The organism is Sediminibacterium sp. C3 (genome assembly GCF_000508085.1).
GTDB lineage: Bacteria > Bacteroidota > Bacteroidia > Chitinophagales > Chitinophagaceae > Sediminibacterium.
This window is the reverse complement of sequence record NZ_KI669560.1, coordinates 843,619-868,384: the sequence shown is the minus strand read 5'-3', so window position 1 is coordinate 868,384 and position 24,766 is coordinate 843,619. Positions and strand designations below refer to the sequence as shown.

Sequence of the window (24,766 nt, the reverse complement as noted above, 5' to 3'; positions counted from 1 at the left end):
AAAAAGAAAAAATCATTGTTTTAGGCAGCGGCCCCAACCGCATTGGACAGGGAATTGAATTTGATTATTGTTGTGTACACGGTCTTCTGGCCATTAAGGAATGCGGATACGAAGCCATTATGGTGAACTGTAACCCAGAAACGGTTTCCACCGATTTCGACATGGCAGACAAATTGTACTTCGAGCCGGTATTCTGGGAGCATCTTTGGGAAATCATTGAACTGGAAAAACCAGACGGAATTATTGTTCAGCTGGGTGGACAAACTGCATTGAAACTGGCGAAGCGTTTACATGAAAAAGGTGTTCCAATTGTGGGTACGGCTTTCGAGAACATGGACATTGCGGAAGACAGAGGTCGTTTCAGTGATTTATTAAAAGAACTGAATATTCCTTATCCAGAATATGGTACTGCTTACAATGCAGACGAGGCAATTGAAGTGGCTAATAAAGTAGGGTATCCAGTACTCGTAAGACCTAGCTATGTAATTGGCGGTCAGCGAATGAGAATTGTAATCAACGACGAAGAAGTTGAAAAAGCGGTTATCAGTTTATTGAAACATATTCCTGGCAATAAAATTTTGATTGACCATTTTCTTGACAGATGTCAGGAAGCAGAAGTAGATGCCATTTTTGATGGTGAGGAATTTCATATCATGGGAGTGATGGAACATATTGAACCTGCAGGTATTCACAGCGGGGACAGCAATGCGGTTTTACCTGCATTTAATCTTACCCCACTGGTAATAGAAACCATGGAGTTCTATGCAGAAAAAATTGCCCGTGCTTTAAATATCCGCGGCCTAATCAATATTCAGTTTGCCATTAAAGATGGTAAAGTATATGTGATTGAAGCCAATCCACGAGCTTCCAGAACAACCCCTTTTATTGCAAAAGCCTATCAGATTCCTTATTTGAATATTGCTACCAAAGTAATGCTGGGTGCGGCTAAATTATCAGAGTTTACCATGGAGAAAAAACTGGAAGGATACGCCATTAAAGAACCTGTATTCAGTTTTGAAAAATTCCCCGGAGTAAACAAAGAATTAGGACCAGAAATGAAGAGTACCGGAGAAGCCATCCGTTTTATTAAAGATCTCAGAGATCCTTATTTCAGAACACTCTACAAAGAGCGTAGTATGAACCTGAGCAGATAAGGTATTAATACCCTTTTTGAAGGCCGCAGTAAAATACTGTGGCCTTTTTGTTTAGGTTTATTCCATGGCGAAAATCTATACCTCACAAAGCTGGTGGCAATTTCCCATGATACGCATTGCCCTTGCACTGATTACAGGATTATTATTGGGTAAATATGAAGTAGTGCCGTATGGGTTGATTGGAACTGTCTTTATAGCAAGCTCCTTACTTTGGCTTTTCAATGGTCGTGGCAGGCTTTTCGTTTTTTTTAAGCGACGCTGGATGACTGGATTGTCTGTTCAGTTGCTATTTATTTGCGCAGGCAGTATGCTATACAAACAAAGCAAACCTGGAGCTATTCCCATCAGCAATAAAGTGGTGCTACTGGAAACGCCTGTTAAAAAAGCCAATAGTTATCAGGCTTTGGCAGCTATGCATCAGACAAAACTGCTGATCTATTTTAATGTGCATATTCCTGTTGATTCTCTCAAAGAGGGTGTGGAAATTCAGCTATTTAAAAAACCAGCCACTATTTTATCCGTCACCAATCCGGGTGGATTCAATTTTAAACAATACGCTGCATCTCAGCAGATTTTTCATCAGGTGTATTTAACCAAAAAGATTATCGAATCATCAGCCAATACCCACTTTCCATCACAGGTTCATTACTGCAAAAAGCAAAAGACTATGTGTTGAAAACTTTGCATCAATACATAAGCAACAACAGAGAAAGAAGTGTTGCAGAAGCATTGCTGATTGGTTATAAAGCCCATCTGGACAAGACATTAATGAATGCCTACAGCAATACAGGCGTGATTCATATTATTGCCATCAGCGGTTTACACCTGGGTATGATTTACAGTTTATTGTTTTTGCTTTTCAAGCCTTTTGCAAGGTTCAGGCAACTTAAGTTTGTCAGAACCTTTTGCATCTTATTTTTTTTATGGGGATTTGCACTGTTGACCGGGGCAGGGGCTTCCGTATTAAGAGCTGCTGTTATGTTCAGTTTTCTCTTACTGGGAGAGCAGCAGAACAGGCCTCACCATCAACTGAACAGTCTGGCAGGTTCCGCTTTTTGTTTACTCATTTTTAAACCCGCATTCCTTTGGGATATCGGCTTTCAGCTTTCTTATGCGGCTGTTCTTGGCATTTTGTTTTTTTCCAGGCCAATTGAAAAAAGTTTGTATCTCAAAAACAAGTTTTTACAACTAGGCTGGCAAATGTGCAGCATTACACTGGCAGCACAAATGCTTACTTTGCCATTATTGCTGTATTATTTTCACAGTTTCCCCAATTTGTTTCTGATTGCCAATTGGATTGCAGTTCCCATTTCCGGACTCATTTTATATTTGTTACTCGCCTTATTGTTGATTGCACCTTTTTCGTTTATTGCCATTCCATTGGGGGGCTGTATTGACTGGCTGTTGCTGCAGTTGAATCAGTTGATTGAAAAAACAGCTTCGCTCCCCTTTGCCCTGACAGAATACATTCAAATCAATGCCTGGCAGATGTTATTGATTTTTGTTTGTCTGATTTTACTGTATCAGTGGCTGTTGCATAAAAACAAACAGTACTTTTTTTTAGCTGCTGGATCTTTTTTGCTTATTCTAGGTATACATTCAATAGATTGCCTGAACTATAGTCGACAAAAAAAACTAATCGTCTATCATGCGCCCAAACTTAGTGCCATGGATATCATGGAGGGATTAGGGCACCAGTTTGTAGGAGACTCGGCAGTTGTATTCAATCCTGTTTTAATGAATCAGGTAGTAAAACCTGGCAGAACTTTATACAGGGCAGGAAAGCCTATCCAACCTGTTTCTGTTGAATTAAAAAAACCTTTTATAATAAGCAGCAACAAAGTGGTGCTGGTAACCGGGCCACAACTTCCTTTTCCCGATTTAAGCACAATACCGAACCTACACCTGATCATCGTAACCGATGGTTACGCAGTTCCACTGAAAGCAATTGCAAAGTATTTTCCTGCGTCCCTACTGGTTTTTGATAGCAGTAACCCATTGTGGAAAATACAAAAATGGAAAAAAGAAGCAGAGCGCTTACATTTGCGCCATTATTCGGTGCCTGAAAAAGGTGCTTTTGAATACAATCTCTAACTTTTGCCCCATTAACTGCCCAAGGGCTGAAAGCAAAACATATGCAAAAAAAAATTCAATCTGCGCTCATCTCCGTCTTTTATAAGGACGGCCTGGAACCCATTGCCCGTCAGCTTCAGAAGCTGGGAATTACTATTTATTCTACCGGAGGAACCCAGACTTTTCTGGAAAATCTGGGCATTGCCTGCGTACCTGTTGAAAGCCTGACTACTTATCCGTCTATTTTGGGTGGCAGGGTTAAAACACTTCATCCGGTTGTATTCGGAGGCATTTTAGGCAGAAGATATGAAGCACAGGATTTGCAGGAAATGCAGGAATATAAAATTCCTGAGATTGATCTGGTAATTGTAGACCTGTATCCCTTTGAGGAAACATTGCGCAGCACCAGTGAAGAAAAACTGATTATTGAAAAAATTGATATTGGCGGTCCTTCCATGATTAGAGCAGCAGCTAAGAATTTTAAAGACGTTACCGTTATTGCAGCAAAAGACAGCTATGCAGATTTAGAAAAATTATTGATTGATCAGGAAGGCACTACCACAATAGAACAAAGAAGAGCTTTTGCGGCAAAAGCTTTTGAAGTGGTAATGCATTACGATATTGCCATCAGCAACTATTTCAACCCGAGTGCAGAGAAAGTACTTCGCTATGGAGAAAATCCACACCAGCATGCCAAATTCGTGGGAGATTTATCCAGCGTATTTGAACAACTTAACGGGAAGGAACTTTCTTACAACAACTTAGTGGATGTAGATGCAGCAGTTCAGCTCATTGCAGATTTCAGTGAGTATCAGGAAGCCGTATTTGCTATCATCAAGCATACCAATGTTTGTGGTGTTGCGGCAAGAGCCACTGTGAAAACGGCATGGGACGCAGCATTGGCGGGAGATCCGGAAAGTGCTTTCGGAGGTGTGCTGGTTTGTAATCAAACCATTGATGCAGCTACTGCAGAAGCCATTAATGAAATATTCTTTGAAGTGTTAATTGCGCCATCTTACGAAGCAGCAGCTTTGACCATTTTAAAGACCAAGAAAAACAGAATCCTTTTACAGCTACACAAAAAAGATTTCAAGACCGCTTCCATGCAAAAAAGTATTCTGAATGGAACATTAATACAGGATACAGATGAAGGCAATTTTGAAAAATGGGAAGAAGTGGGCGCTAGAGCTTGTACTGAAACAGAAAAAGAAAATCTTGCTTTTGCCAATATTATTTGCAAACATCTGAAAAGCAATGCCATTGCATTGGTAAAAGATAAGCAGCTGGTAGGTAAAGGATGTGGACAGACCAGCAGAATTGATTCGCTTCGTCAGGCAATTGAAAAAGCCAGACAATTTAACTTCGATTTAAAAGATGCGGTGCTTGCATCTGATGCATTCTTTCCTTTTAATGATTGTGTTCAGATTGCGCACGCAGCTGGCATGGAAGCATTTATTCAGCCAGGTGGTTCTGTAAGAGACAAAGACAGTGTTGAATATTGTGTAACCAACGGGCTAGCCATGGTTATGACCGGCACCAGACATTTTAAACATTAATGGATTTGACTACCAAGCAAAAAGCATATTTCGCTCTTTCTGTAACCAGTATTGTATGGGGAACTAGCTGGGTAGCCAGCCGTTTTGCAGTTCAATCTGCCCCTGCATTACAGGTATCTGCAACTCGTCAACTGATTGCGGGTGTGCTTTTTGCCGGATTTTTTTTATTAAAAGGTGAAAAACTTCCCAATCCCAAACAAATGCTTTGGTTAGCGGGGATGTCGATTCTGCTATTTGTATTTGCCAACGGCCTCGCAACAGTGGGCGTTAAATTTATATCCAGTGGACTGGCAGCTTTAATTGCAGCTTTGTATCCTTTAAGTGTAGTTGTTATTGAAAAAATATTCTTTAAGAACAGAAAGATTGGCTGGGTTACTTTTCTGGGAATTGTGCTGGGCATAACAGGCATTGCCATTGTATTTTACGACAACGCCTTTCATCACCAGGGACCCAATTACTGGATTGGAATTCTGGTTTCCGTAATTGCCATGCTTAGCTGGAGTGTGGGGACCATCATTATTTCCAGAAAACAAATCAACCTGAATCCTTATTATGCCATAGGATGGGAAATGATTTTTGCATCCCTATTTCTTTTTGCCGGTGCAGCTGTTACAGGTAATCTTGTTTCCTTTAGCACCTTCCCTGCTCAAACCTGGTATGCCATTGGTTATCTGGTTATGATGGGTTCTTTAATTGCGGTAGTAGCTTTCTTATATACCATGAAGCACCTGGAAGCTTCTGTAGCTGCATTGTACGCCTATGTCAATCCAATTGTTGCCATTGTTATCGGATCCTTTTTAATCAAAGAACCTTTAACCAAGGAAATCATCATTGGTTCCTGCATTACCCTGATAGGCGTATACCTGGTGAATCAAAGCCTGCGCAAACAGAAATCAGCGTAAATTCTTCGCCACTCTGCAAAGTTGTTCTGCTCACTTAAAAACTGATTGTGAAAGATGGGAATAAAGCAACCACCATATTGCTTGAATTGCTGGTAGTAATATTCCATTTTTGAACTCGCTGCTTCAGGTGTATTTCTTTCATGAAAAATTTGCGTAGCATCCATATAACAGAATGGAAAAATTTTCAAAGCAGTCTCTTCATTGTTCAATAAATGAAACCAGCTAAATGCTCCTGTATAGGAGGCTCTGAAGCCCGATATAGTTGAATATCCCATTGAATAGTCTTCTGCAATACCTATCTGCAAAATTGCTTCATAAGTGGTGGGAAAATTAAGTTGAATATAGTGCTGTCGGGATTTTGTTACACGCTTTGCACTAAGCTTTTCAATAATCATTTTTTCATTTCGCAGTATCTTTTCATACCCATCCTTTTTGTTATTATCCTCTAGATTTCCCAATTTGTCACTTGTGAAAAAATGTTCTGATACAGATGCTTTCTGCACAGATGGATGAAGCCCCACTTTGTATTTACTCGCGATCCTTTGAATCAATTGAATCATTCCTTGATTATCCGGAGCAATATTTTTATGAATGTTATCTCGTTTGGATGCTACCAGAAAAAATAAATCGGATCAAGCTGGTATTGATTGTGCAATTGATCCAGCCAGTCGTACACATCATAGGGATCTTTTCTAGTACCTGCCAGCACCTGAACCCTCTCTGTAATTCCGGAAAAGTTTGCGTTCAGTAAATCCTTGAAATACCCGCCTATATTCCTTATTACGGAATGATATGCATAACTGTAAGCAATATCTATATCATAGCTGGGTTTGAAACTGCTAGCCGGTTTTGTATAGGGCAGATTGTTTTGCGAAGTCCATTTCTCCATCCATCTATTCACCAATGGTTGGTCTAAAAAACCATGTTGGTAAGCAATGGATTGTTGATAATCATACCTGCCCAGGTAGTCATTTTCATGTGGAAGCCATTCTTCGTAGCGGGAAATTAAATAAAAAGAGGCTGCGAAAATATCAAAGAGTATGGTACCTCCGGCTGTTTCAAAAAAAACCGGAACACCCTCCCAATTGCTTAGGATTATTCTTTGTGCCTGTATTTGTTTCTCAAATAAAAGCGAATGAGGTATAACCTGAGCATCAACTCCTGATAAAAACTCGTTGGAATAATTAATTTTTTTTCCGGAATAGGATTCAAATACTGCAATTTCATTCGTTACAATAGCCCTTGACTGAAACAGTAATTTTACAATATAATCCAGTCGGGCACTTGCTATTGGGGAATACACAATAATATCTGTACCCAATTCTCCCATATACTAGGATTGATTAGACTCCTTCCACATTTCATTGAAAGTCTTGGGACTGAAATCCAGATCTGCACGATGGGCTGTCCAGCCTTTAAAAATTTTATTGACGATCCAGTTTTTCATTTTCCCATTTCCTGCATTCATCATAACCCTGTTTAAACTGGCAGTTTTCCAGGCTTTCCAGGCTATGCGTTCAGCCAGGCTGCTATTCCCCTGCACCACTGCTTCGTGACGGTTGTCCAGTAATAATTCATGCAGGTTAATTTGAACAGGACAAACTTCTGTACAGTTACCACATAGAGAAGAGGCATAACTTAAATGCTTGTATTCGTCCAGGCCTTTTAAATAAGGCGTAATCACTTTACCAATAGGGCCACTGTAAGTTGTTTCATATGCATGTCCACCAATATTCTTATATACCGGACAGGCATTTAAACAAGCTCCGCAACGAATGCAATACAATGCCTCCCTTGCCGATTTGCTGGCCAGTAAATTGGTTCTTCCATTATCCAGTAAAATAACAATCATTTCTTTAGGACCATCTGATTCATTGGCTTGCCTGGGGCCAGTAATAATGGTATTATATACGGTAACCCTTTGTCCGGTTCCGAAAGTGGAAAGCAAAGGCCAGAACAAAGAGAGATCCTGAACAGATGGTATAACTTTTTCTATTCCAACCACCACAATATGCGTTTTAGGCCAGGCACAACTTAGTCTGCCATTCCCTTCATTTTCTGTTAAAGCTATACCTCCAATATCAGGCAAAATAAAATTGGCTCCTGTTACACCTACTTCAGCAGCAATATATTTCTCTCTCAGCTTTTGTCTGGCTACCTGTGTTAATTCCTCCGGACTCAATCCGCCAGGTACGCCCAGCTTATCTGCAAAGAGACGTGCAACATCTTCCTTACTCTTATGCATGGCAGGTGTTACAATATGATAAGGAGGTTCTCCGTCCAGTTGCTGTATATATTCTCCCAGATCTGTCTCTACACTTTCAATTCCATTTTTTTCCAGAAAATCATTCAGATGAATTTCTTCTGTAACCATGCTCTTGCTCTTCACCAATGTTTTACACTGCTTCTCTTTACAGATTTTTCCAATTTGCTTTAATGCTTCTTCTGCCGTCTCTGCCCACAATACTTTTGCCCCTCTTTCAGTTATCTTTTGCTCGAACATTTCAAGATATTGATCAAGGTGTTCTATTGCATCCCACTTTTTAATTTTCGCCATTTCCCTGGCTTCCATTACATTGGTAAACTGTTTTTTTCCAATAGGAACTACCGCGTTGTACTTCCCAATATTGAAATTGATTTTTCTGCGATGTTCCAGATCCGCAGCTTTGATGGTGCTTTTGGCAATAAAACTGGCTGCTGTATTACTCATCGTTTCGTTTTTTTAATTCATTGGCGGTTGCTTCCAATGCTTCATAAAATTCAGGGCCATATTTTCTAATCAACGCTTCTTTCAGAAAAGCATAAACCGGAACCTTCAATTGCTTACCCAGCTTACAGCCTGGCTTGCACAAGTCTTCCCGGGGGTGATAATTTACATATTCAACGTCCGGATCCTTCTTGCTCTTTCTAATCAGAATAGGGAAAAGGTGACAACTCAGTGGTTTTTTCCAGTCTAGTTTGCCATCGTTATATGCTTGTTCAATTCCACATATAATAGTACCACTTGCATCTTTTTTTCCGTACGCACAAATACCACCGTTGATAGTGGGTGTTACCCAGCCAAACTCTTTGTCATACGTGTATTTGCCCACCCGCTTAATCTCTTCCATTCCTGCTTCATTCAAATAGGGCGCAATTACATCAAAGTATTGATCCAGTTTTTCCAGCTCCCATTTTTCCATTGGAGCACCGGCATCTCCATCTTCACAACATCCTCCCTTGCATTTGCTTAAATCGCAAACAAAATGTTCTTCAACCACTTCGTCACTAATCAGAATATTATCAATTGCTATCATTATTAGTATTGTTTGCGTATTACTGCTTTGTTTGCTTTCGCCAGGTAAATGTATTAATAATGTGTTTCACGTCTTCAATCAAAAACTTATTTACAATGCCCAATGAGTCTTCGTTTGGCGTAGCATCAAAATACAATGCCCCTCTTAAAAAGTGGCGGGTTGAATCTGTAAGAAAAAACTGATTGGCGGTGGCTACATTCCCACCAACTCTGAAAAATACACCTTCCACATTGTACGGATTATTAAACAGGCTGTCTTCTATGGAATAGGCTTTGGAAGAATGTTTGCCCGTTAAAGTAAACGCATGTTTAATTAAAGTATCAAACTTATTCTTCTCTCCAATCTGTTTGTAACTGATATAAATTCTACCACTGAACTGCGGAAAGTCTATATTGATCCACCAAGGGTTTTCAGTAGTTTCATTAAAATAGGTACTGTCTTTGCTAATATTTGCGTAAACAGGATATTCAAAGCTGTACGGATACCCTGCTTCGTTGAACAACTGGTACTTTTTCTCTGGAAAATCTATTTTAAAATAGCCAGTCTGCTTAGGTGTAAACGAACTATTACAGGCATAAAAAACAATGCAGGCAAATATTAACAACCCCAATATCCATTTATTCATCACCGCGTTCTTTAATGGTCAGTTTCACTTTTACAATCCGGTTTTTTGCTACTTCCAGTACTGTAAATTCAAATTCATCGGTTGGAATTACCTGATTCACCTGTGGAATTTCTCCAGCTATTTCAAGAACAAGGCCCGCCAGGGAATCACTCTCCCCTCTTAATTCATCGAAAGTATTCAGGGCTATATTCATGATTTTACAAACATCATTAATCATGAGTTTGCCCTCAAAAATATAGTTGTTGTCGTCCAGTTTTTTATACCCGGAGTCTTCTTCATCAAATTCATCCTTAATTTCACCAATCACTTCTTCCAGAATATCTTCCAGCGTAATAATCCCGCTAGTACCTCCAAACTCATCCACCACCACTGCAAAGTGTATTCTTTTCAGCTGAAACTCTTTCAACAGATCTTCAATCATTTTTTGCTCATGCACAAAAAAGGGAGGGCGTAACAATTGCTTCCAGTTAAAATTGGCTGGCTGATCCAGATAAGGCAACAAATCCTTGGTGTGAATCATTCCTGTAATATGATCAAGCCCCTCCTTGTACACAGGTAGTCTGCTATAATTCAACTCTTTCACAAGAGAAAGTAAAGCCTGAAAGTCAATTTCTTCATCTACCCCGTGTACATCCACCCTGGTCTTCATCACTTGCTTTACAGTGATGTTCCCAAACTTTACAATCCCTTTTAAAATATTCTTTTCATTTTCTGAAGCAGTATTATCGGTAGTAATATCAATTGCATGATCCAGTTCTTCCAGACTATATGCATTTCCATTCTTATTACTCAGGGCTTTTTCAAATTTATCAGAATACTTCACCAATTTCTTGCCCAGTCCACCGCACAAATAGGTCATGGCCTGTACAATTCCGCCAAAATCCTTGGCAAACCGAATATTGTTTTGCGTTGCCAGCACTTTGGGCATTACTTCACCAAACAATACAAGTAAAAATGAAACCGCCAACACTTTTATAATAAACTCTACCCATGCCGCACCATATTGCTCAAAATTGAATAGATTATCAATCAACAGATTAGATACAATGATGATGGTGATATTGACAAAACTGTTTGCAATTAACAGCGAAGCAAGAAAAGTCTTAGGTTCTTCCAGCAAATCAACAATCCGCTGATAAGGTGGCATCTGTTTAGAACGAAGCAGATTAATGTCTTTATGCGTTAAAGAGAAAAATGCTACTTCAGCTCCTGACAAAACAAAAGACAGAAAAAACAACAGCAATAACACCATTACCATTACAGTAGTGCCTTGTGTTTGCACAGCGCTTAACAAATAGGGGGTATATAATAATTCAACTGCAGGGTGATAATCCAAGGTCACGGATTTTGGTTAAAAAGCAAAAATATCATTTCTGCTACAATTAAAAGGGAAGAGATTCATAATCAGGTTCACCTGTGCCAGGACCAGCCGTTCCATCCATTTTTTTATCCAGCATTATTAAATTATCTGCTACTACTTCTGTTGCAAATTTTTTGTTACCCTCTTTATCTTCCCAACTTCGTGTTCTTAATCTTCCTTCAATATAAATCAAGCTGCCTTTGTGTAGATATTTTTCTGCAAGATCAGCTAACCCTCTCCATAATACCACTGTATGCCACTCGGTTTGAGAGACCAATTTACCGGTTCTGTCCTTATATGTTTCGGTGGTGGCCAAGGGAAACTTAGCTACACCAATATTTCCTTCCAACTGTTGTATATCCGGGTCTTTCCCGAGATTGCCAATTAGCATAACCTTGTTAACTCCGCGCATATGCATTTGATTTAGGTAATTTGCTTCTTAAAAATACCCATTTTTTATTTATTTACCATCAACGGTCTTTTTTATTAGGAATTCCTTCCAGATAAGCATTGATAATTCTGGGAAAGGCAAATGCTCCAATTTCTTTTTCCCGAATCCAATCCATGCCTTTCAATGAAATAGGAACTGAGGGTAAATCAATATGGATAAACTGCGCAGTAACCTGCTGGTGGGTTAATTGCTGAACCTGAACTTCTGAGATGGATTTTACCTTTGCAGATACAATTGCCAGTTGCTGTTCCAGCCATTCCTTCACTTGCGCTGTTGTCCATTGGACTGATTTTTCAGTTTCAAACAGATAAAATTCATTTAAACCCTGCCAGATGTCCTTTTGTCTTCTTTGTCGTATTGCCAGGTATCCCTTGCAATGAAAAATAAAGTAGGAGAAGCACCTTTTCTTTCTTTTGATTGTTTTAGACTTTACAGGCAACTGATTAACCTGACCATTCTGAAAAGCAGCACATTGCCTGGATAGTAAACAGGTGCCACAGGCAGGGGCAGCAGGCTTACATACCGTTGCTCCAAAGTCCATAATTGCCTGATTATATAGTCCTGGTTTTTCAGTATCCAGGAACGACTGAGCAAATGCTTTGAATTCTTTTTTTCCCGCAGTTGAGTCTATAGGCGTTTCAATTCCGGCATATCGGGATATGACCCGAAAAACATTCCCATCCAATACCGCATAGGGTTGATTATAGGCAAATGAAGCAATTGCCGCCGCAGTATAGGGACCAACACCCTTTAATTGTATGATCTGATGGTACTCTTTTGGAAATACCCCTCCCAGTTCAAAACTGATATAGCGGGCCGTATTAATAAGGTTCCGGCAGCGGCTATAATAACCTAACCCTTCCCACATTTTAAGTACTTTTTCGTCAGCAGCATTAGCCAGTTCAACAATAGTTGGAAAAGCTGCTACAAAACGATTATAGTACTCTAATCCTTGAGATACCCTCGTTTGTTGCAATATTACCTCACTCAACCAGATTTTATAGGGATCCTTTTCCCCCTTCCAGGGCATATTTCGCTGGTTGTTATCCTGATTCCAACTCATCAGTTGTTGAGTAAAAAACTGCTTTGCATCCACTTTTGTCTTGGTTTTATTCCTCATAAAGAGTTGTTTCAGGAAGGAAATACTTAATATATAATCAAATTTACAACTGTAACTGATTGAATGATTTGATACTGTCTTGAAAAACAATTCCCGTTTTTTTGGGTAATTCAGCTTTTTTTAGTTACTTTAATTCAAATACCTATTAAAAAAACAATTAATAATGAGAAAATCAGATCTCATCAACAACATTTCTGAAAAAACAGGCATACCAAAAGTAGATGTTTTGGTTACACTGGAGACAATGTTCAAGGAGGTAAAAGAGAGTCTTTCTCAAGGCCAAAACATTTATATACGCGGCTTTGGAAGCTTTATTACCAAAAAAAGAGCGGCCAAAATTGGACGTAACATTAAAAAAAATGTTGCAGTTGAAATTCCTGAACATTTTATTCCCGCCTTTAAGCCTGCCAAAGAATTTGTAAGTGAGGTGAAAAGCAAACGTAAGTAGTTACCTTTGCAGAAACTGAACTTTCCGTGAAAAAACAACAATACGTTCTTTCTGCCCTTGCACTATTACTTTGTTTTGCTTTGTATTTTGGCGGTAAAACCGTTCCAGACAAGTCAGCAGTTACCCATTCTGAAGATGACGGACACGATCATTCAGCTGACTCCCCCCAGAAAATAGACATCAATACCCTTTTAACAGCTGCTAAGGAAACTATTACCCCATCTCAGTCCCAACGATTGACTGCCTTGGAAAATTCTGTTACCAGAGGGGACGTAAAAGACCAGCAAATACATGCTTATCATGAAATAGCCCGTTTTTGGCTTGATTCAGCCAGAAAGTTCGATTTATATGCATATTATACTTCTGAGGCTGCGAAGTTGGAAAATTCTGAAAAAAGCCTCACCTTTGCCGCCCGCTTGTTTTTAGACCGGTTAATGATGTCTGGTGATCCAGCCATGCAGAACTGGTTGGCGAGCAATGCGAAAGTTCTTTTAGAAAATGCCCTTAAAATCAATCCTGCAAATGATTCAAGCAGTATTGGACTGGGTGCCTGCTACCTTTTCGGAAATATCAGTACCAACCCTATGGAAGGAATTACACTGATTAAGAAAGTGGTAGACAGAAATCCGGATAATACTTATGGGCAAATGATGCTTGCACTGGGTGGTAAGAAAAGCGGACAATACGACAAAGCGATTGAGCGATTTTTACTAATAGTGAAAAAGGAACCCGAAAACATTGAAGCTATATTTCATATAGCTGAGTGTTACGACCTTAAAGGAGACAAAGCCAACGCCATTGTTTTTTATGAAAAAGCAAAGGAACTGGTTAAGATACCTCAGGCAAAGGAAGAACTCAGTAACCGAATCATGGAATTGAAAAAATAATTTATTGTTTAACTATTTAAATCTCTTTGTATGCCTTGTGGTAAGAAAAGAAAGCGTCATAAAATTGCGACGCACAAAAGAAAAAAACGTCTAAGAAAGAATCGTCATAAGAAGAAGAAATAGTTAGTTCTTCTCTTGAAAATATTAAAAAGCATTGCACTACCGTGCAATGCTTTTGATACTTATCTACTGTTTGCTGTTGCCTCCAGAATTTCTGCAACTTTACTCCTCCTCCTTATTCAGCAGCAATAAATAGTTTAAGTAGATGTCAGGTCCTGCAATTAGGTTCCTGTCTTTGTATTTTAAAGTTGCAAATCTGTGAACAAAGAATTAATTATAAACGCTGGTCCAACCGGCGTGGAAATAGCTTTATTGGAAGATAAAAAGCTGGTGGAGCTTCATAGCGAAAGTGCGGATATGAACTTTGCTGTGGGAGATCTTTACCTGGGTAAGGTTAAAAAACTAATCCCTGGATTAAATGCTGCCTTTATAGATGTTGGATACGAAAAAGACGCATTTCTTCATTATACCGATTTAAGCCCATACGCCAGATCTATCATCAAGTATACCCAAATGGCGATTCATGACAAAGAGCCAAATGGTTTTGATTTCTCCAAATTTCAGACAGAGCCTGAAATAATAAAGACAGGAAAAATCAACGAAGTACTAAATGGGAAACCCAATGTATTGGTGCAAATTCTGAAAGAACCTATCGCTGCAAAAGGACCCAGATTAAGTTGTGAGATTTCCCTTCCTGGGAGATTTGTAGTAGTAACTCCTTTCAATGAAATCGTTGCGGTTTCTAAAAAAATTCATTCCGGAGAAGAACGCAAGCGTCTACATAAAATAGTGGAAGCCATAAGACCTAAAAATTTCGGGATAATAGTGAGAACTGCTGCGGAAGGGAAAAGTACCGCAGAACTGCATCAGGACCTTTTAGGCATCATTGAGAATTGGAATAGTATTCAGAAAAAACTGAAAGGAGCCGTTGCTCCTGTGAGAATCTTAAGTGAGGAAACGAAAACCACCAGTATTCTGCGCGACCTTTTAAATGCCGATTTCAATAAAGTGGTCGTAAATGATCAAACCATTTTTGCTGACACACAGTCTTATATTCAGCGTATTGCTCCGGATAAACAGTATATTGTTAGTTTGTACCAAGGGAATGGCCTTCCTATTTTTGACCATTACGGCATTACTAAACAGGTAAAAAGTTCTTTTGGCAAAACTGTTAATCTGCCCAGTGGTGCCTATTTAATTATTGAACATACAGAAGCACTTCACGTAATAGACGTGAACAGCGGATATAAGAGTGTAAGCAATAATCAGGAAGAGAATGCCCTTCAAACCAATATGGAGGCTGCAGAAGAAATTGCCAGACAATTAAGATTAAGAGATATTGGCGGTATTATTGTAGTTGATTTTATTGACATGAAACTTCCTGACAATAAGAAAAAATTACAGGAGGCAATGGAAGAATTCATGAAAACAGACCGTGCCAAACATTCTGTTCTTCCCATATCAAAATTCGGTTTGATGCAGATTACGCGTCAGCGTATGCGTCCGGAAGTAAATATCAATACATCTGAAAACTGCCCTGTTTGTAAGGGTTCCGGCAAAATAACCTCTAGCCTTCTACTGGAAGATGAAATTGAAAAACGCTTGTCTTATTTAACTTCTCATGCGCATAACAACCTTACACTTGTTGTAAATCCAATTGTGTATTCGCACTTAACAAAAGGACTTTTCTTCAGTTCCATCATCAGAAAATGGAATAAGAAGTTTAAAACAAAAATTAAGATAAAGGCCAACAACAATTACCATATTGTTGAATTCCGTTTCTTTAACGAGCACGAAGAAGAAATAAAACTTTAATTGAGTAAGCAGCATTTTAATAATGCAATGCCGTGCAAAAGATTCATTTTAGAATAAACTTCTAATCTTATAAAACAAAACCCCGGTCAGTAAACTGAACCGGGGTTTATTATGCAAGCAAACAATTTCAATATTAGTATCCTGCGTTCTGAACAAGATTCTTGTTTACGTCGGTTTCTCTTCTTGGAATTGGTAAAACCAACTTAGGATCATTCCAAGCCAAAGTACCAACCGCAGTTTGTAAACGCTTAGCTTCAATTAAGTAATGACCTTCAAAAGCCAATTCTAAAGAACGCTCCTTGGTAATATCAGCCAATGTAACACTGGCTAATGAACCTAAACCTACTCTAGCTCTGATTCTATTGATATCAGCTAAAGGAGTCGCACCTACGGTAGTATTCAGACGCTGATTACACTCTGCACGAGTCAGGAACATTTCAGCTAAACGGATAATGGCAACATCACCAAAACGATCCAAATGCTTATTGGTATAATAGTTACCACCACTTAAAGTAAAGTATCCTTTTCTGAAATCACCATTCTCATACTCGTTGATATGGTTTAATCTGATTTTACAATCGCTTCTTCCAGCAGTACCAGGAATACTTCCGATAGCTCTACCGAAATAGGTATTTTGAGAATTGGTACCATCCTGAGCAGTTACTTTTAAAGAGAATAGGTATTCTCCGGGAGTAGCTCCAGCATTGTTAATGAAAGTAAACCAGTTGCTTCCAAAATTAGCCGCTAAAGACTTGCCACTACCGGTAATAACACGGTTGGCAGCATCTCTTGCATTGGCATAATCTTTAACCATTAGGTAAACACGGCTCAATTGAGCAGCAGCTGCCCATTTGCTCACGTAGTTTCCGTTTGAACTAGGCAACAAGGTTTCAGCCTTGGTTAAGTCTGCTATAACCTGATCATACACCGCTTTTACGGTAGCTCTAGCAGGATAGTTTGCATCCGTTACGTTACCAGTTGGAGTTAAAACCAAAGGCACACCAGGGTTAGTTGCGTAATCTCCGTCACCGACAAACTTCGCAAACAGTCTTACCAATTCAAAGTACATAGATGCTCTTAACATCAAAGCTTCCCCTTCTACCGAATTTTTCTTGGCAGTTGAAGATGTTACTTTAGCAACAGCTGTCAACACGTTATTACAACGGTTAATGGTGTTATAACAAGCTGCCCATGTATCACGAGCAAAGTTGTTATCAGATACCATTTGGGTCTGATATGCATCAGATAGACCAGCAAATGTACCGGTAAAGTTAATATTGGTTGAGTTGCCGATTACATCATTTAAAACCATGATATCACCGCCGTAAGCTGCAGCACTTTGTGCTCCGTCATATGCACCTACCAAGGTTACCAAAACATCTCCTTCGGTATTTAATGCAAGGTTATCTGCTATACTAGCTGTTGGTGCAATGTCCAATCTTTTTTCGCAACCTACCAGTGTAATGGTACCTAAAAGCAAAGCTGCTTTAAAGTAATTACTCATGTTGTTGATTAATATTTTCATAATAGTTATTATTAATTAATTAAAAACCTACGTTCACACCAAACAAAATAGTTCTTGGCTGTGGTGATGTATAGAAATCGTTTCCTTTAGCAATATTTGAATCGAAAGAGTCCGCATTAACTTCTGGATCCCAGTAAGTATAGTTGGTAAAGGTTAACAAGTTCTGTGCTGATACATACACTCTTAAACGCTCGATCTTGAATTTAGACAATTGCTTTGCATTGAAAGTATAACCCAAAGAAACTGTTCTCAAACGGATATAAGAACCATCTACAATGTAACGGCTACTTGCCTGAGATCCGTTCACTCTGTACAAACGCACCTGAGGAATATCAGTGATATCACCAGGCTTCTGCCATCTTCTTAGCTGATCTGCAGTATTGTTGTCTTCGTATAACATACTAGCAGAAGAGTATCTACCCATACCATAGATATTGTTCTCATTACCCAATACACCGTTAAAGAAAATAGATGCATCGAATCCTTTGTAAGAGAAACTGTTAGTGATACCTAAGATATAATCCGGGTTTGGATCACCTGCAACAATTCTTTGTGCTAAGTTGTAGTTGCTGGTAGTACCCTTATTAAGAGATCCATCAGGATTTTTAGTATTCAAGTAGAATAAAGCATTACCGTTTGCAGGATCAACACCCGCATATTGAGGAGTGTAGAATACACCCACTGCATATCCTTCCTGAACACGGTTCATGCTGCTGATACCGCCTTCAATAATTTGACCAGCGATATCGGTTACCTTACCTATGTTACGAGCAATATTAAAGCTGGTATTCCATTTAAATGCACCAACAAGGTTCTGTGTATTCAATACAAATTCAAAACCTTTGTTCTGCAATTTACCCACGTTTCTAACCTGGCTGTTGAAACCAGTAGTTGCAGGAATATTTACGTTCAATAATAAACCTTCCGTATTTTTTACATAGTAGTCAATTTCACCAGTGATACGGTTGTTCAAGAAACCGAAGTCGAAACCGATATCAAATTGCTTGGTAGTTTCCCACTTCAGGTTGTCGTTTCTCAACTGAGAAGGACGCTGACCTGCAGCACCTGCATAACCCGCATCTCCGGAGAACAAACCTAACTGAGGGAAGTTTCCGATTTCAGCGTTACCTACGATACCGTAGCTTGCACGCATTTTCAGGAAGCTGATGAACTTATTATCCTGTAGGAACTTTTCGTTACTCATGATCCAGCCCGCAGAAATTGCAGGGAAGAAACCGGATCTGGAATTCTTACCGAATCTGGAAGACTGGTCAATACGAGCACTCGCTGCCACAATATACTTCTCGTCAAAAGTGTAATTGGTTCTTAAGAAATAAGAAAGGAAGCGGAAATCAGTCTGAGAAGAACTACCACTTGAGATAGTTGCCGCACTGGCAATCTTCTGATAAGAATCGGAAGGGAATGCAGTACCTTCTGTAAAGTTGTATTTCGCCTGAGACTGCTGATACTGAGTACCCAATGTTGCACTGATATTATGCTTATTTACAACAGTGCTGTAATTAAAGTAAGACTGTGTATTGTAGTTGGTTACAAATGCACCTCTGTTGGTACCCAAACCTCTGGACGCTCTGGTTTGGTTTCTAACAGTTTGCGTTTGGAAATAACCTTCTTCGTTCTGACTTAAGTAGTCCATACCAAATTCAGTCTGGAAGGTTAAACCTTTAGCCAAATAAGCTTTAATATAAGCATTACCAAAAGTTCTGTAAACGTCTTGAGTATATTTAGCATAGTTCACAGACAATACCGGGTTATAATACAAAGGAATATTCACGTCTCCGGGAGGTGCACCAGCAGGTAAACCAGTATTCGGATCGGTGAATGGAGTCATTGGCATTAATGCGATTGCCTGTAAAGGATTGGAGAAGGCGTTATCATCAGGTAAACGTCTGTTATAGGTTCTGGAAAGGCTTAAAGAAACCCCCATATCCATCCAATCGTTAACTTTCTGGTCAATGCTTAAACGACCGGTAGTTCTCTTTAATTCGTTACCAATCATGGTACCAGTTTGCTCTAAATGCTGGAAAGAAGAGAAAAACTTGGTTTTATCTGTACCACCTCTGATTTGTAAATCAGCTTGTCTGTAAGGAGCTTTCTGGAAAACAGCATCCTGCCAGTCATAAGATTTCTTTGGATCTTTTGACCAGTTGCCATAACTGTAATAATCCATTACACCATCTTTAACATAGGTAGTCCAGCTATCCGGATCATTCAATGGAGTACCATCCAGATCATCACGATATTTAGCACCTTCTAAAATAAGTGTAGCATATTCTTCAGAATTCAACATTTTCAAACGCTTGGTTGCTTCAGCAGCACCAGTCTGATAGTTGAAAGTAACCTGTGTTTTACCTGCACGACCTCTCTTGGTTGTAATTAAGACAACTCCGTTTGCCGCACGGGAACCAAAAATGGCACCTGCAGAAGCATCTTTCAATACCTCAATAGATTCAATATCGTTGGGGTTAAGATCCACCAATGGGTTGGTTGCACCACCATAAGAACTTTGGCTATTGGAAGTCATTGGAATTCCATCCAATACATACAAAGGCTGGCTGCTCGCACTAATGGAAGAGTTTCCTCTAACACGAACGGTAACCGCCTGTCCCAATTTACCAGACTGGCTGTTTACAAATACACCTGCTGCCTTACCTTGTAAAGCCGCATCCACACTGGGTGTGGGCATGTATTCAATATCTTTTCCTTTTACGCGGGCAATATTACCTGTTACTTCTCTTTTAATTTGAGCACCACCGAAACCGGTAACGATTACTTCACTCAAATTAGAAACAGAAGAATTTAAGGCAACATCCACATTGGTACCTCTTACAGGAGCTTCCACTTCAGAATATCCTACATAAGAAAACACCAGGGTTTTTACGCTGGAAGTTACTTTAATACTGTACGCACCATCCGCGCCTGTTAAGGCGGTTACAGCGGTACCTTTTGCTTTTACTGTAACACCACCCAGCGGAGCCCCGTTAGCGGCGTCAGTAACTTTACCTGACACGGTTGTTTGAGCATGAGCTACCACAACACAGAAGAGAGCAAAAAGCCCTACTAGCAGTTTTTTTCTCATATTTATTTTTTGGTTCTACACCGGTGAGTTCACCAGTTAGCCACCAAGTTAACAAAAAAATCATTTGCAAACGATTTGTTAAAGGTTTTTTAAGGTTTGTTAAAAGGATGAATGGTTAAAACCAGGTTATTTAAATGCGAATACGCCGGATTTGGTTAAATTCTAAAAACTTACGAGCAAAAGTCTTATATATAGTTTTATTTAAAATATATAAATAATTTTATGTATTTTAAATTGTATATCAATTATTTAAAAAATTGAAAAGAGAGAAAACCTCCTTCATCATCAAAAATTAATTTTGCAGTTTGCCCTATTTTGGTAATTTAGTGGTAGAATTTAATGGGTTAGTAAGTAAAGGGGTCAACAGTTTTGTTGGCCCTTTTGCGTTGTATGGTTCTCCCTTTAAATTCCCTTATTTAAACCTGTTATGAGTAAGATTAAGACCGCATTTTTTTGCAGCAACTGTGGATACGAGAGTACAAAATGGATTGGAAAATGTCCTTCTTGTAATCAATGGAATACATTTTCAGAAGAAGTTATTCAAAGTGGAGATGCAAAAGATAAAACTACCTGGGAAGATTACTCAGATAAAAAAAGAACAAGCAAGTCTGTAGCACTAAATGAAATTACTTACAAAGAAGAAAAAAGATTGGTAACTACAGACGCAGAATTAAATCGGGTCTTAGGTGGGGGGATTGTTGCCGGTAGTCTGGTACTGGTTGCAGGGGAACCGGGAATTGGTAAAAGCACTTTGTTTTTACAAAACGGATTACAACTAAAAAATATACGCGTACTATATATAAGTGGGGAAGAAAGTGAACAGCAAATAAAAATGCGTTCTGATCGCCTGAACATCAGTAACGAAAATTTTTATCTGTTAACAGAAACAGATACTAATATCATTTTTAAAGAAATAAAAAAGCTACGACCTGAGCTGGTTATTGTTGATTCAATTCAAACCTTGCAATCCAATTTAATAGATTCAGCTGCAGGAACTGTTTCACAAATAAGAGAATGCGCTGCTGCTTTTCAGCGCTTTGCTAAAGAAACCAACACGCCTGTTTTCCTTATTGGACATATTACCAAAGATGGATCCATTGCTGGACCAAAAATTTTGGAACATATGGTGGATACAGTGTTACAATTTGAAGGAGACAGACACTATGCTTACAGAATACTCAGAACGCTTAAAAACCGCTTTGGGTCTACATCTGAGCTGGGTATCTACGAAATGAGCGGAACCGGAATGCGCGTCGTAACTAATCCCTCCGAAATATTAATTGCACAAAGAGAAGAAGTTTTAAGTGGGAGTGGAATCGCCGCTGCCCTGGAGGGAATGCGACCGTTATTAATTGAAGTACAGGCATTGGTTACACCCAGTGTTTATGGAACACCACAAAGAACGGTTACGGGTTTTGACTTGAGAAGATTACAACTTTTATTGGCTGTACTAGAGAAGCGAGGTGGATTTCAATTTGGGCTTAAAGATGTTTTTGTAAACATTGCAGGGGGTATAAAAATTGAAGATCCATCCATTGACCTTGCCGTTATTTGTGCTTTGCTTTCCTCTTATGAAGATAACCCGTTGCCAAAAAATATTTGCTTTGCCGGTGAAGTTGGATTGAATGGTGAAATCAGAGCAGTGAATAGAATTGAACAAAGAATTGCAGAAGCTCAAAAACTGGGTTTTGAAAAAATAATTGTCTCCAAATTCAATAAAAAAAGTTTTGATGCAAAAGCTTTCCAGATTCAGATTATTGCACTGAGTAGAGTGGATGAAGTGTATCAACAACTATTTTAAACATACCGTTTAAAAACTTTTTCTTAAACGATAATTACGCACCTGTATATTTTATGCAATGCAGAAATTGACATCATGTCAATGCCCATTCAATATTATATCAGCGCATTTCAACAATTGTTTTTTCCTCATATCTGTTGCGGATGCGGAGCAGATTATTTAAAAGACAATCAATTCATTTGTGCATCTTGTATGCAGGTGTTGCCAGAAACCCATTTTTTAGATAAATCAGGGAATCCAATCGACAAAATTTTTGAGGGTAGACTGCCGGTTATTGCAGCCGGAGCCGGCTTTTATTTCTATAAGTCTGGGCTGGTCCAGCACCTGATTGCTCAGTTAAAATATCATCAGAACAAAGAAGCAGGAAGATTTTTAGGCAGATGTCTGGGCCGTCAGTTAAAAGCTACGAATCGTTTTAATGGGGTTGACTTACTGATGCCCCTTCCGCTCCATCCCAAAAAAGAATTTCAACGGGGATATAACCAGGCAGCCCTGATTTGTGAGGGAATTAAAGAAGTATGGCCTAAACCAATTTGTACAAAGGCAGTATCACGACTAGTGTATACCCAAACCCAGACCCAGGGTAACCGTATCAGCCGCTGGAAAAATATGGAAAATGCTTTCTGGCCTGTAGACCCTGCATTTATTAAAAACAAACATATTTTGTTAATTGATGATGTAATTACTACAGGTGCCAGCCTGGAAGCCTGCGGAAATGCCATTTTAAGTGTTGCCGGAACAAAACTCAGTATCGTAACTGCAGCCTATACCGTTTAAACTACCCCTTACTGCATCAACTTTTTCTGCTTAGTTTCGTTATATAAATAAAAACGCATGAAATACTTTCTTTCAATCATCAGCTTTGTTATGCTTAGTGCATTTACCCTACCCGGCGGACCCAGCATTCATAGTTTTAAAGTAAAGTCGATTGATGGCAAAACCATTGATTTTTCCAGCTTTAAAGGAAAAAAGATACTAGTAGTAAACACGGCTTCCAAATGTGGCTACACCCCTCAATATGAAGCTTTACAAAAAGTGTATGAAGCCCACAAAGACAAACTGGTAATCGTAGGATTTCCAGCCAATAATTTTGGAGGTCAGGAGCCAGGTTCAGATAGTGAAATCCAGGACTTTTGCAAAGCTCGTTTTGGCGTAAGCTTTCCAATGGCCAGCAAAGTAAGTGTTAAAGGAAACGATATGGCACCCATCTACAAATGGCTGACTGCAAAAGCAGAGAATGGTGTACTGGATGCAGAAGTAGGCTGGAATTTTGGGAAATTCCTGCTGGATGAAAATGGAAAAATGATTGCTTATTATCCTAGCAAAGTAAAACCAGACAGCGAAGAAATTTTAAAGTATGTAAAATAGTTTTTCAGCTATTTTTACAGATGCTTTTTTCAGATGTAATAGGACAGGATACCATTAAGCAGCATTTGGCTGAAATGGTTGAACATAACAGACTTAGCCACGCATTATTATTCCTGGCAAAAGAAGGGGCAGGTGGACTTCCACTTGCCCTTGCTTTTGCGCAATATATTGTAAGCCTTCCTGCCGAAGCCCCGGTAGTAGAAGATCTTTTTGGTGGAATGACGGCATTGGAACCTTCAGGCGGTTTTATTCCCCCCGAACAAATAGCCAACCAACCTGCCTATGTAAGAGCAGATAAACTGGTGCACCCCGATTTGCATTTTACTTATCCCGTTATTCCCAGAAAATCTGGAGATAAGCCCGTAAGCGCAGATTATATTGAAGAGTGGAGAAGCTTTGTTGAAACCATGCCTTATGGTAATGTTTACGACTGGTTGCAAAGTATTGGTGCCGAAAACAAACAGGGAAATATTACAGCGGAAGAATGCAACCAGATTATCAGGGAGCTGAGTTTAAAAAGTTTTGAAAGCAGATACAAGGTTTTATTGCTTTGGATGCCCGAATACCTGGGCAAAGAGGGGAACAAACTTTTAAAGTTGATTGAAGAGCCTCCGCCCAATACCGTTTTCATTCTGGTTGCTGAAAATGAAGAATCGATTCTGCCTACTATTTTAAGCAGGTGTCAATTGGTTCGTATTCCAGCATTGGAAGATGCAGATATTGAAAAAGCTTTGACTGAACGTGCCAAAGCCAATGAAGAAACAGCGAGACAAATTACAGGGATTTGTGAGGGCAACTACAGGGAAGCCCTGCATTTATTACAACATGCCGACGAAGACTGGCAGTCTTTGTTAAGAGAATGGTTGAATGCCATGCTGAAAACCGGACCGGCCGCTCAACTGAAATTTATTGATGAAGTCAGCAGACTGGGAAGAGAAAAACAAAAACAATTTCTACGTTATTTCAACCACTTGCTGGAACAAAGCATTCGTATTCGCGTAATGGGCGAGGAACAGATTAAAGTGGCAGCTGAGGAAAAAGACTTTGCCAAAAGACTGAATAAAATTGCTTCCGTTAGTCAGCAGGAATGTATGATTGAGGAGCTGGACAAGGCCGCTTACTACATAGAACGCAATGCCCACGCCAAAATGCTGTTTCAGGCACTGACCATTAAACTATACCATATCATTCAGAACAAAACCCTAATTTTGAGTAAATAGGTATCAAT

General features: G+C 39.3%; 22 protein-coding genes. 12 read left to right on the top strand and 10 right to left on the bottom strand.

Annotated elements, in window-relative coordinates; translation table 11 throughout:
• The first annotated feature begins 119 nt into the window (after window positions 1-119).
• The 5 genes from F777_RS15670 to F777_RS0104060 all read left to right on the top strand — a co-directional run bounded on the left by F777_RS15670 (window position 120) and on the right by F777_RS0104060 (window position 5,685).
• Window positions 120-1,154 carry an ATP-binding protein gene (locus F777_RS15670; protein ID WP_235785884.1) on the top strand — a complete coding sequence of 345 codons (1,035 nt, stop codon included), beginning with the start codon at window positions 120-122 and terminating at the stop codon, window positions 1,152-1,154.
• 64 nt (window positions 1,155-1,218) lie between these two features.
• Window positions 1,219-1,830: a DUF4131 domain-containing protein gene (locus tag F777_RS0104075; protein ID WP_026750925.1), complete on the top strand. Its 612-nt coding sequence runs from the start codon at window positions 1,219-1,221 to the stop codon at window positions 1,828-1,830.
• Window positions 1,824-3,248 carry a ComEC/Rec2 family competence protein gene (locus F777_RS17160; protein WP_152530855.1) on the top strand — a complete coding sequence of 475 codons (1,425 nt, stop codon included), beginning with the start codon at window positions 1,824-1,826 and terminating at the stop codon, window positions 3,246-3,248. Before F777_RS0104075 ends, F777_RS17160 begins: the two co-directional genes overlap by 7 nt.
• A gap of 41 nt (window positions 3,249-3,289) precedes the next feature.
• Complete coding sequence (gene purH / locus F777_RS0104065; RefSeq protein WP_026750923.1) at window positions 3,290-4,783, top strand: bifunctional phosphoribosylaminoimidazolecarboxamide formyltransferase/IMP cyclohydrolase; 1,494 nt, start codon at window positions 3,290-3,292, stop codon at window positions 4,781-4,783.
• Window positions 4,783-5,685, top strand: a complete 903-nt coding sequence (locus tag F777_RS0104060; RefSeq protein WP_051408420.1) for a DMT family transporter — start codon at window positions 4,783-4,785, stop codon at window positions 5,683-5,685. Before purH ends, F777_RS0104060 begins: the two co-directional genes overlap by 1 nt.
• Here F777_RS0104060 and F777_RS0104055 read toward each other — a convergent pair.
• Genes F777_RS0104055 through mutY form a run of 8 tightly spaced genes read right to left on the bottom strand, consistent with a single transcriptional unit; the run spans window position 5,655 to window position 12,537 of the window.
• Window positions 5,655-6,245, bottom strand: a complete 591-nt coding sequence (locus F777_RS0104055) for a polysaccharide deacetylase family protein (RefSeq protein ID WP_026750921.1) — start codon at window positions 6,243-6,245, stop codon at window positions 5,655-5,657. The genes F777_RS0104060 and F777_RS0104055 overlap by 31 nt on opposite strands.
• 50 nt (window positions 6,246-6,295) lie before the next feature.
• Window positions 6,296-7,015: a DUF7033 domain-containing protein gene (locus F777_RS0104050; RefSeq protein WP_026750920.1), complete on the bottom strand. Its 720-nt coding sequence runs from the start codon at window positions 7,013-7,015 to the stop codon at window positions 6,296-6,298.
• Between the two features lie 3 nt (window positions 7,016-7,018).
• On the bottom strand, window positions 7,019-8,395 hold the full coding sequence (locus F777_RS0104045; RefSeq protein WP_026750919.1) for a LutB/LldF family L-lactate oxidation iron-sulfur protein: 1,377 nt from the start codon (window positions 8,393-8,395) through the stop codon (window positions 7,019-7,021).
• On the bottom strand, window positions 8,388-8,981 hold the full coding sequence (locus F777_RS0104040; RefSeq protein WP_026750918.1) for a DUF3109 family protein: 594 nt from the start codon (window positions 8,979-8,981) through the stop codon (window positions 8,388-8,390). The genes F777_RS0104045 and F777_RS0104040 overlap by 8 nt, the downstream gene beginning before the upstream one ends.
• A gap of 19 nt (window positions 8,982-9,000) precedes the next feature.
• Window positions 9,001-9,606, bottom strand: coding sequence for a gliding motility lipoprotein GldD (locus tag F777_RS0104035; protein WP_037369121.1), 606 nt, complete (start codon window positions 9,604-9,606; stop codon window positions 9,001-9,003).
• Complete coding sequence (gene gldE, locus F777_RS0104030) at window positions 9,599-10,942, bottom strand: gliding motility-associated protein GldE (protein WP_051408660.1); 1,344 nt, start codon at window positions 10,940-10,942, stop codon at window positions 9,599-9,601. The genes F777_RS0104035 and gldE overlap by 8 nt, the downstream gene beginning before the upstream one ends.
• Before the next feature lie 46 nt (window positions 10,943-10,988).
• Window positions 10,989-11,378 carry a single-stranded DNA-binding protein gene (locus F777_RS15660; protein WP_051408659.1) on the bottom strand — a complete coding sequence of 130 codons (390 nt, stop codon included), beginning with the start codon at window positions 11,376-11,378 and terminating at the stop codon, window positions 10,989-10,991.
• Between the two features lie 58 nt (window positions 11,379-11,436).
• Window positions 11,437-12,537: an A/G-specific adenine glycosylase gene (gene mutY, locus F777_RS0104020; RefSeq protein ID WP_051408419.1), complete on the bottom strand. Its 1,101-nt coding sequence runs from the start codon at window positions 12,535-12,537 to the stop codon at window positions 11,437-11,439.
• A gap of 163 nt (window positions 12,538-12,700) precedes the next feature.
• Here mutY and F777_RS0104015 point away from each other — a divergent pair, with 163 nt between their 5' ends.
• The 3 genes from F777_RS0104015 to F777_RS0104005 all read left to right on the top strand — a co-directional run bounded on the left by F777_RS0104015 (window position 12,701) and on the right by F777_RS0104005 (window position 15,747).
• On the top strand, window positions 12,701-12,985 hold the full coding sequence (locus F777_RS0104015; protein WP_026750914.1) for an HU family DNA-binding protein: 285 nt from the start codon (window positions 12,701-12,703) through the stop codon (window positions 12,983-12,985).
• Window positions 12,986-13,011: 26 nt separating this feature from the next.
• Window positions 13,012-13,872: a tetratricopeptide repeat protein gene (locus F777_RS15655; protein ID WP_051408418.1), complete on the top strand. Its 861-nt coding sequence runs from the start codon at window positions 13,012-13,014 to the stop codon at window positions 13,870-13,872.
• 318 nt (window positions 13,873-14,190) lie between these two features.
• On the top strand, window positions 14,191-15,747 hold the full coding sequence (locus tag F777_RS0104005; protein WP_026750913.1) for an Rne/Rng family ribonuclease: 1,557 nt from the start codon (window positions 14,191-14,193) through the stop codon (window positions 15,745-15,747).
• Window positions 15,748-15,880: 133 nt separating this feature from the next.
• Here the strand turns inward: F777_RS0104005 and F777_RS0104000 are convergent, their stop codons facing one another.
• Together F777_RS0104000 and F777_RS0103995 are read right to left on the bottom strand one after the other, a co-directional pair.
• Window positions 15,881-17,272, bottom strand: a complete 1,392-nt coding sequence (locus F777_RS0104000; RefSeq protein WP_201767565.1) for a RagB/SusD family nutrient uptake outer membrane protein — start codon at window positions 17,270-17,272, stop codon at window positions 15,881-15,883.
• 19 nt (window positions 17,273-17,291) lie between these two features.
• Window positions 17,292-20,369, bottom strand: a complete 3,078-nt coding sequence (locus F777_RS0103995) for a SusC/RagA family TonB-linked outer membrane protein (protein ID WP_026750911.1) — start codon at window positions 20,367-20,369, stop codon at window positions 17,292-17,294.
• A gap of 427 nt (window positions 20,370-20,796) precedes the next feature.
• Between F777_RS0103995 and radA the strand changes: the two genes are divergently transcribed.
• The 4 genes from radA to F777_RS0103970 all read left to right on the top strand — a co-directional run bounded on the left by radA (window position 20,797) and on the right by F777_RS0103970 (window position 24,758).
• Entirely contained in the window at window positions 20,797-22,170 is a 1,374-nt protein-coding gene (gene radA, locus F777_RS0103985) for a DNA repair protein RadA (protein WP_026750910.1), read from the top strand.
• A gap of 75 nt (window positions 22,171-22,245) precedes the next feature.
• Window positions 22,246-22,947 (top strand): ComF family protein, encoded by a 702-nt coding sequence (locus tag F777_RS0103980; RefSeq protein WP_152530854.1) that lies wholly within the window; start codon window positions 22,246-22,248, stop codon window positions 22,945-22,947.
• Between the two features lie 57 nt (window positions 22,948-23,004).
• A complete protein-coding gene (locus F777_RS0103975) occupies window positions 23,005-23,538 on the top strand; it encodes a glutathione peroxidase (RefSeq protein ID WP_037351714.1) in 534 nt (177 codons plus the stop codon).
• Window positions 23,539-23,558: 20 nt separating this feature from the next.
• The gene (locus F777_RS0103970; RefSeq protein WP_026750907.1) at window positions 23,559-24,758 is read left to right on the top strand and encodes a DNA polymerase III subunit; all 1,200 of its coding nucleotides are present in this window, start codon (window positions 23,559-23,561) and stop codon (window positions 24,756-24,758) included.
• The last annotated feature ends 8 nt before the right edge of the window (window positions 24,759-24,766 follow it).

What these genes read in the sequence shown, in the direction of transcription:
- F777_RS15670 (WP_235785884.1), top strand. Translation starts at nt 120, where the DNA reads ATGGTGAACTGTAACCCAGAAACGGTTTCCACCGATTTCGACATGGCA.
- F777_RS0104075 (WP_026750925.1), top strand. Translation starts at nt 1,219, where the DNA reads ATGGCGAAAATCTATACCTCACAAAGCTGGTGGCAATTTCCCATGATA.
- purH (WP_026750923.1), top strand. Translation starts at nt 3,290, where the DNA reads ATGCAAAAAAAAATTCAATCTGCGCTCATCTCCGTCTTTTATAAGGAC.
- F777_RS0104060 (WP_051408420.1), top strand. Translation starts at nt 4,783, where the DNA reads ATGGATTTGACTACCAAGCAAAAAGCATATTTCGCTCTTTCTGTAACC.
- F777_RS0104055 (WP_026750921.1), bottom strand. Translation starts at nt 6,245, where the DNA reads ATGATTCAATTGATTCAAAGGATCGCGAGTAAATACAAAGTGGGGCTT.
- F777_RS0104050 (WP_026750920.1), bottom strand. Translation starts at nt 7,015, where the DNA reads ATGGGAGAATTGGGTACAGATATTATTGTGTATTCCCCAATAGCAAGT.
- F777_RS0104045 (WP_026750919.1), bottom strand. Translation starts at nt 8,395, where the DNA reads ATGAGTAATACAGCAGCCAGTTTTATTGCCAAAAGCACCATCAAAGCT.
- F777_RS0104040 (WP_026750918.1), bottom strand. Translation starts at nt 8,981, where the DNA reads ATGATAGCAATTGATAATATTCTGATTAGTGACGAAGTGGTTGAAGAA.
- F777_RS0104035 (WP_037369121.1), bottom strand. Translation starts at nt 9,606, where the DNA reads ATGAATAAATGGATATTGGGGTTGTTAATATTTGCCTGCATTGTTTTT.
- F777_RS15660 (WP_051408659.1), bottom strand. Translation starts at nt 11,378, where the DNA reads ATGCGCGGAGTTAACAAGGTTATGCTAATTGGCAATCTCGGGAAAGAC.
- mutY (WP_051408419.1), bottom strand. Translation starts at nt 12,537, where the DNA reads ATGAGGAATAAAACCAAGACAAAAGTGGATGCAAAGCAGTTTTTTACT.
- F777_RS0104015 (WP_026750914.1), top strand. Translation starts at nt 12,701, where the DNA reads ATGAGAAAATCAGATCTCATCAACAACATTTCTGAAAAAACAGGCATA.
- F777_RS0104000 (WP_201767565.1), bottom strand. Translation starts at nt 17,272, where the DNA reads ATGAAAATATTAATCAACAACATGAGTAATTACTTTAAAGCAGCTTTG.
- F777_RS0103995 (WP_026750911.1), bottom strand. Translation starts at nt 20,369, where the DNA reads ATGAGAAAAAAACTGCTAGTAGGGCTTTTTGCTCTCTTCTGTGTTGTG.
- radA (WP_026750910.1), top strand. Translation starts at nt 20,797, where the DNA reads ATGAGTAAGATTAAGACCGCATTTTTTTGCAGCAACTGTGGATACGAG.
- F777_RS0103980 (WP_152530854.1), top strand. Translation starts at nt 22,246, where the DNA reads ATGTCAATGCCCATTCAATATTATATCAGCGCATTTCAACAATTGTTT.
- F777_RS0103975 (WP_037351714.1), top strand. Translation starts at nt 23,005, where the DNA reads ATGAAATACTTTCTTTCAATCATCAGCTTTGTTATGCTTAGTGCATTT.
- F777_RS0103970 (WP_026750907.1), top strand. Translation starts at nt 23,559, where the DNA reads ATGCTTTTTTCAGATGTAATAGGACAGGATACCATTAAGCAGCATTTG.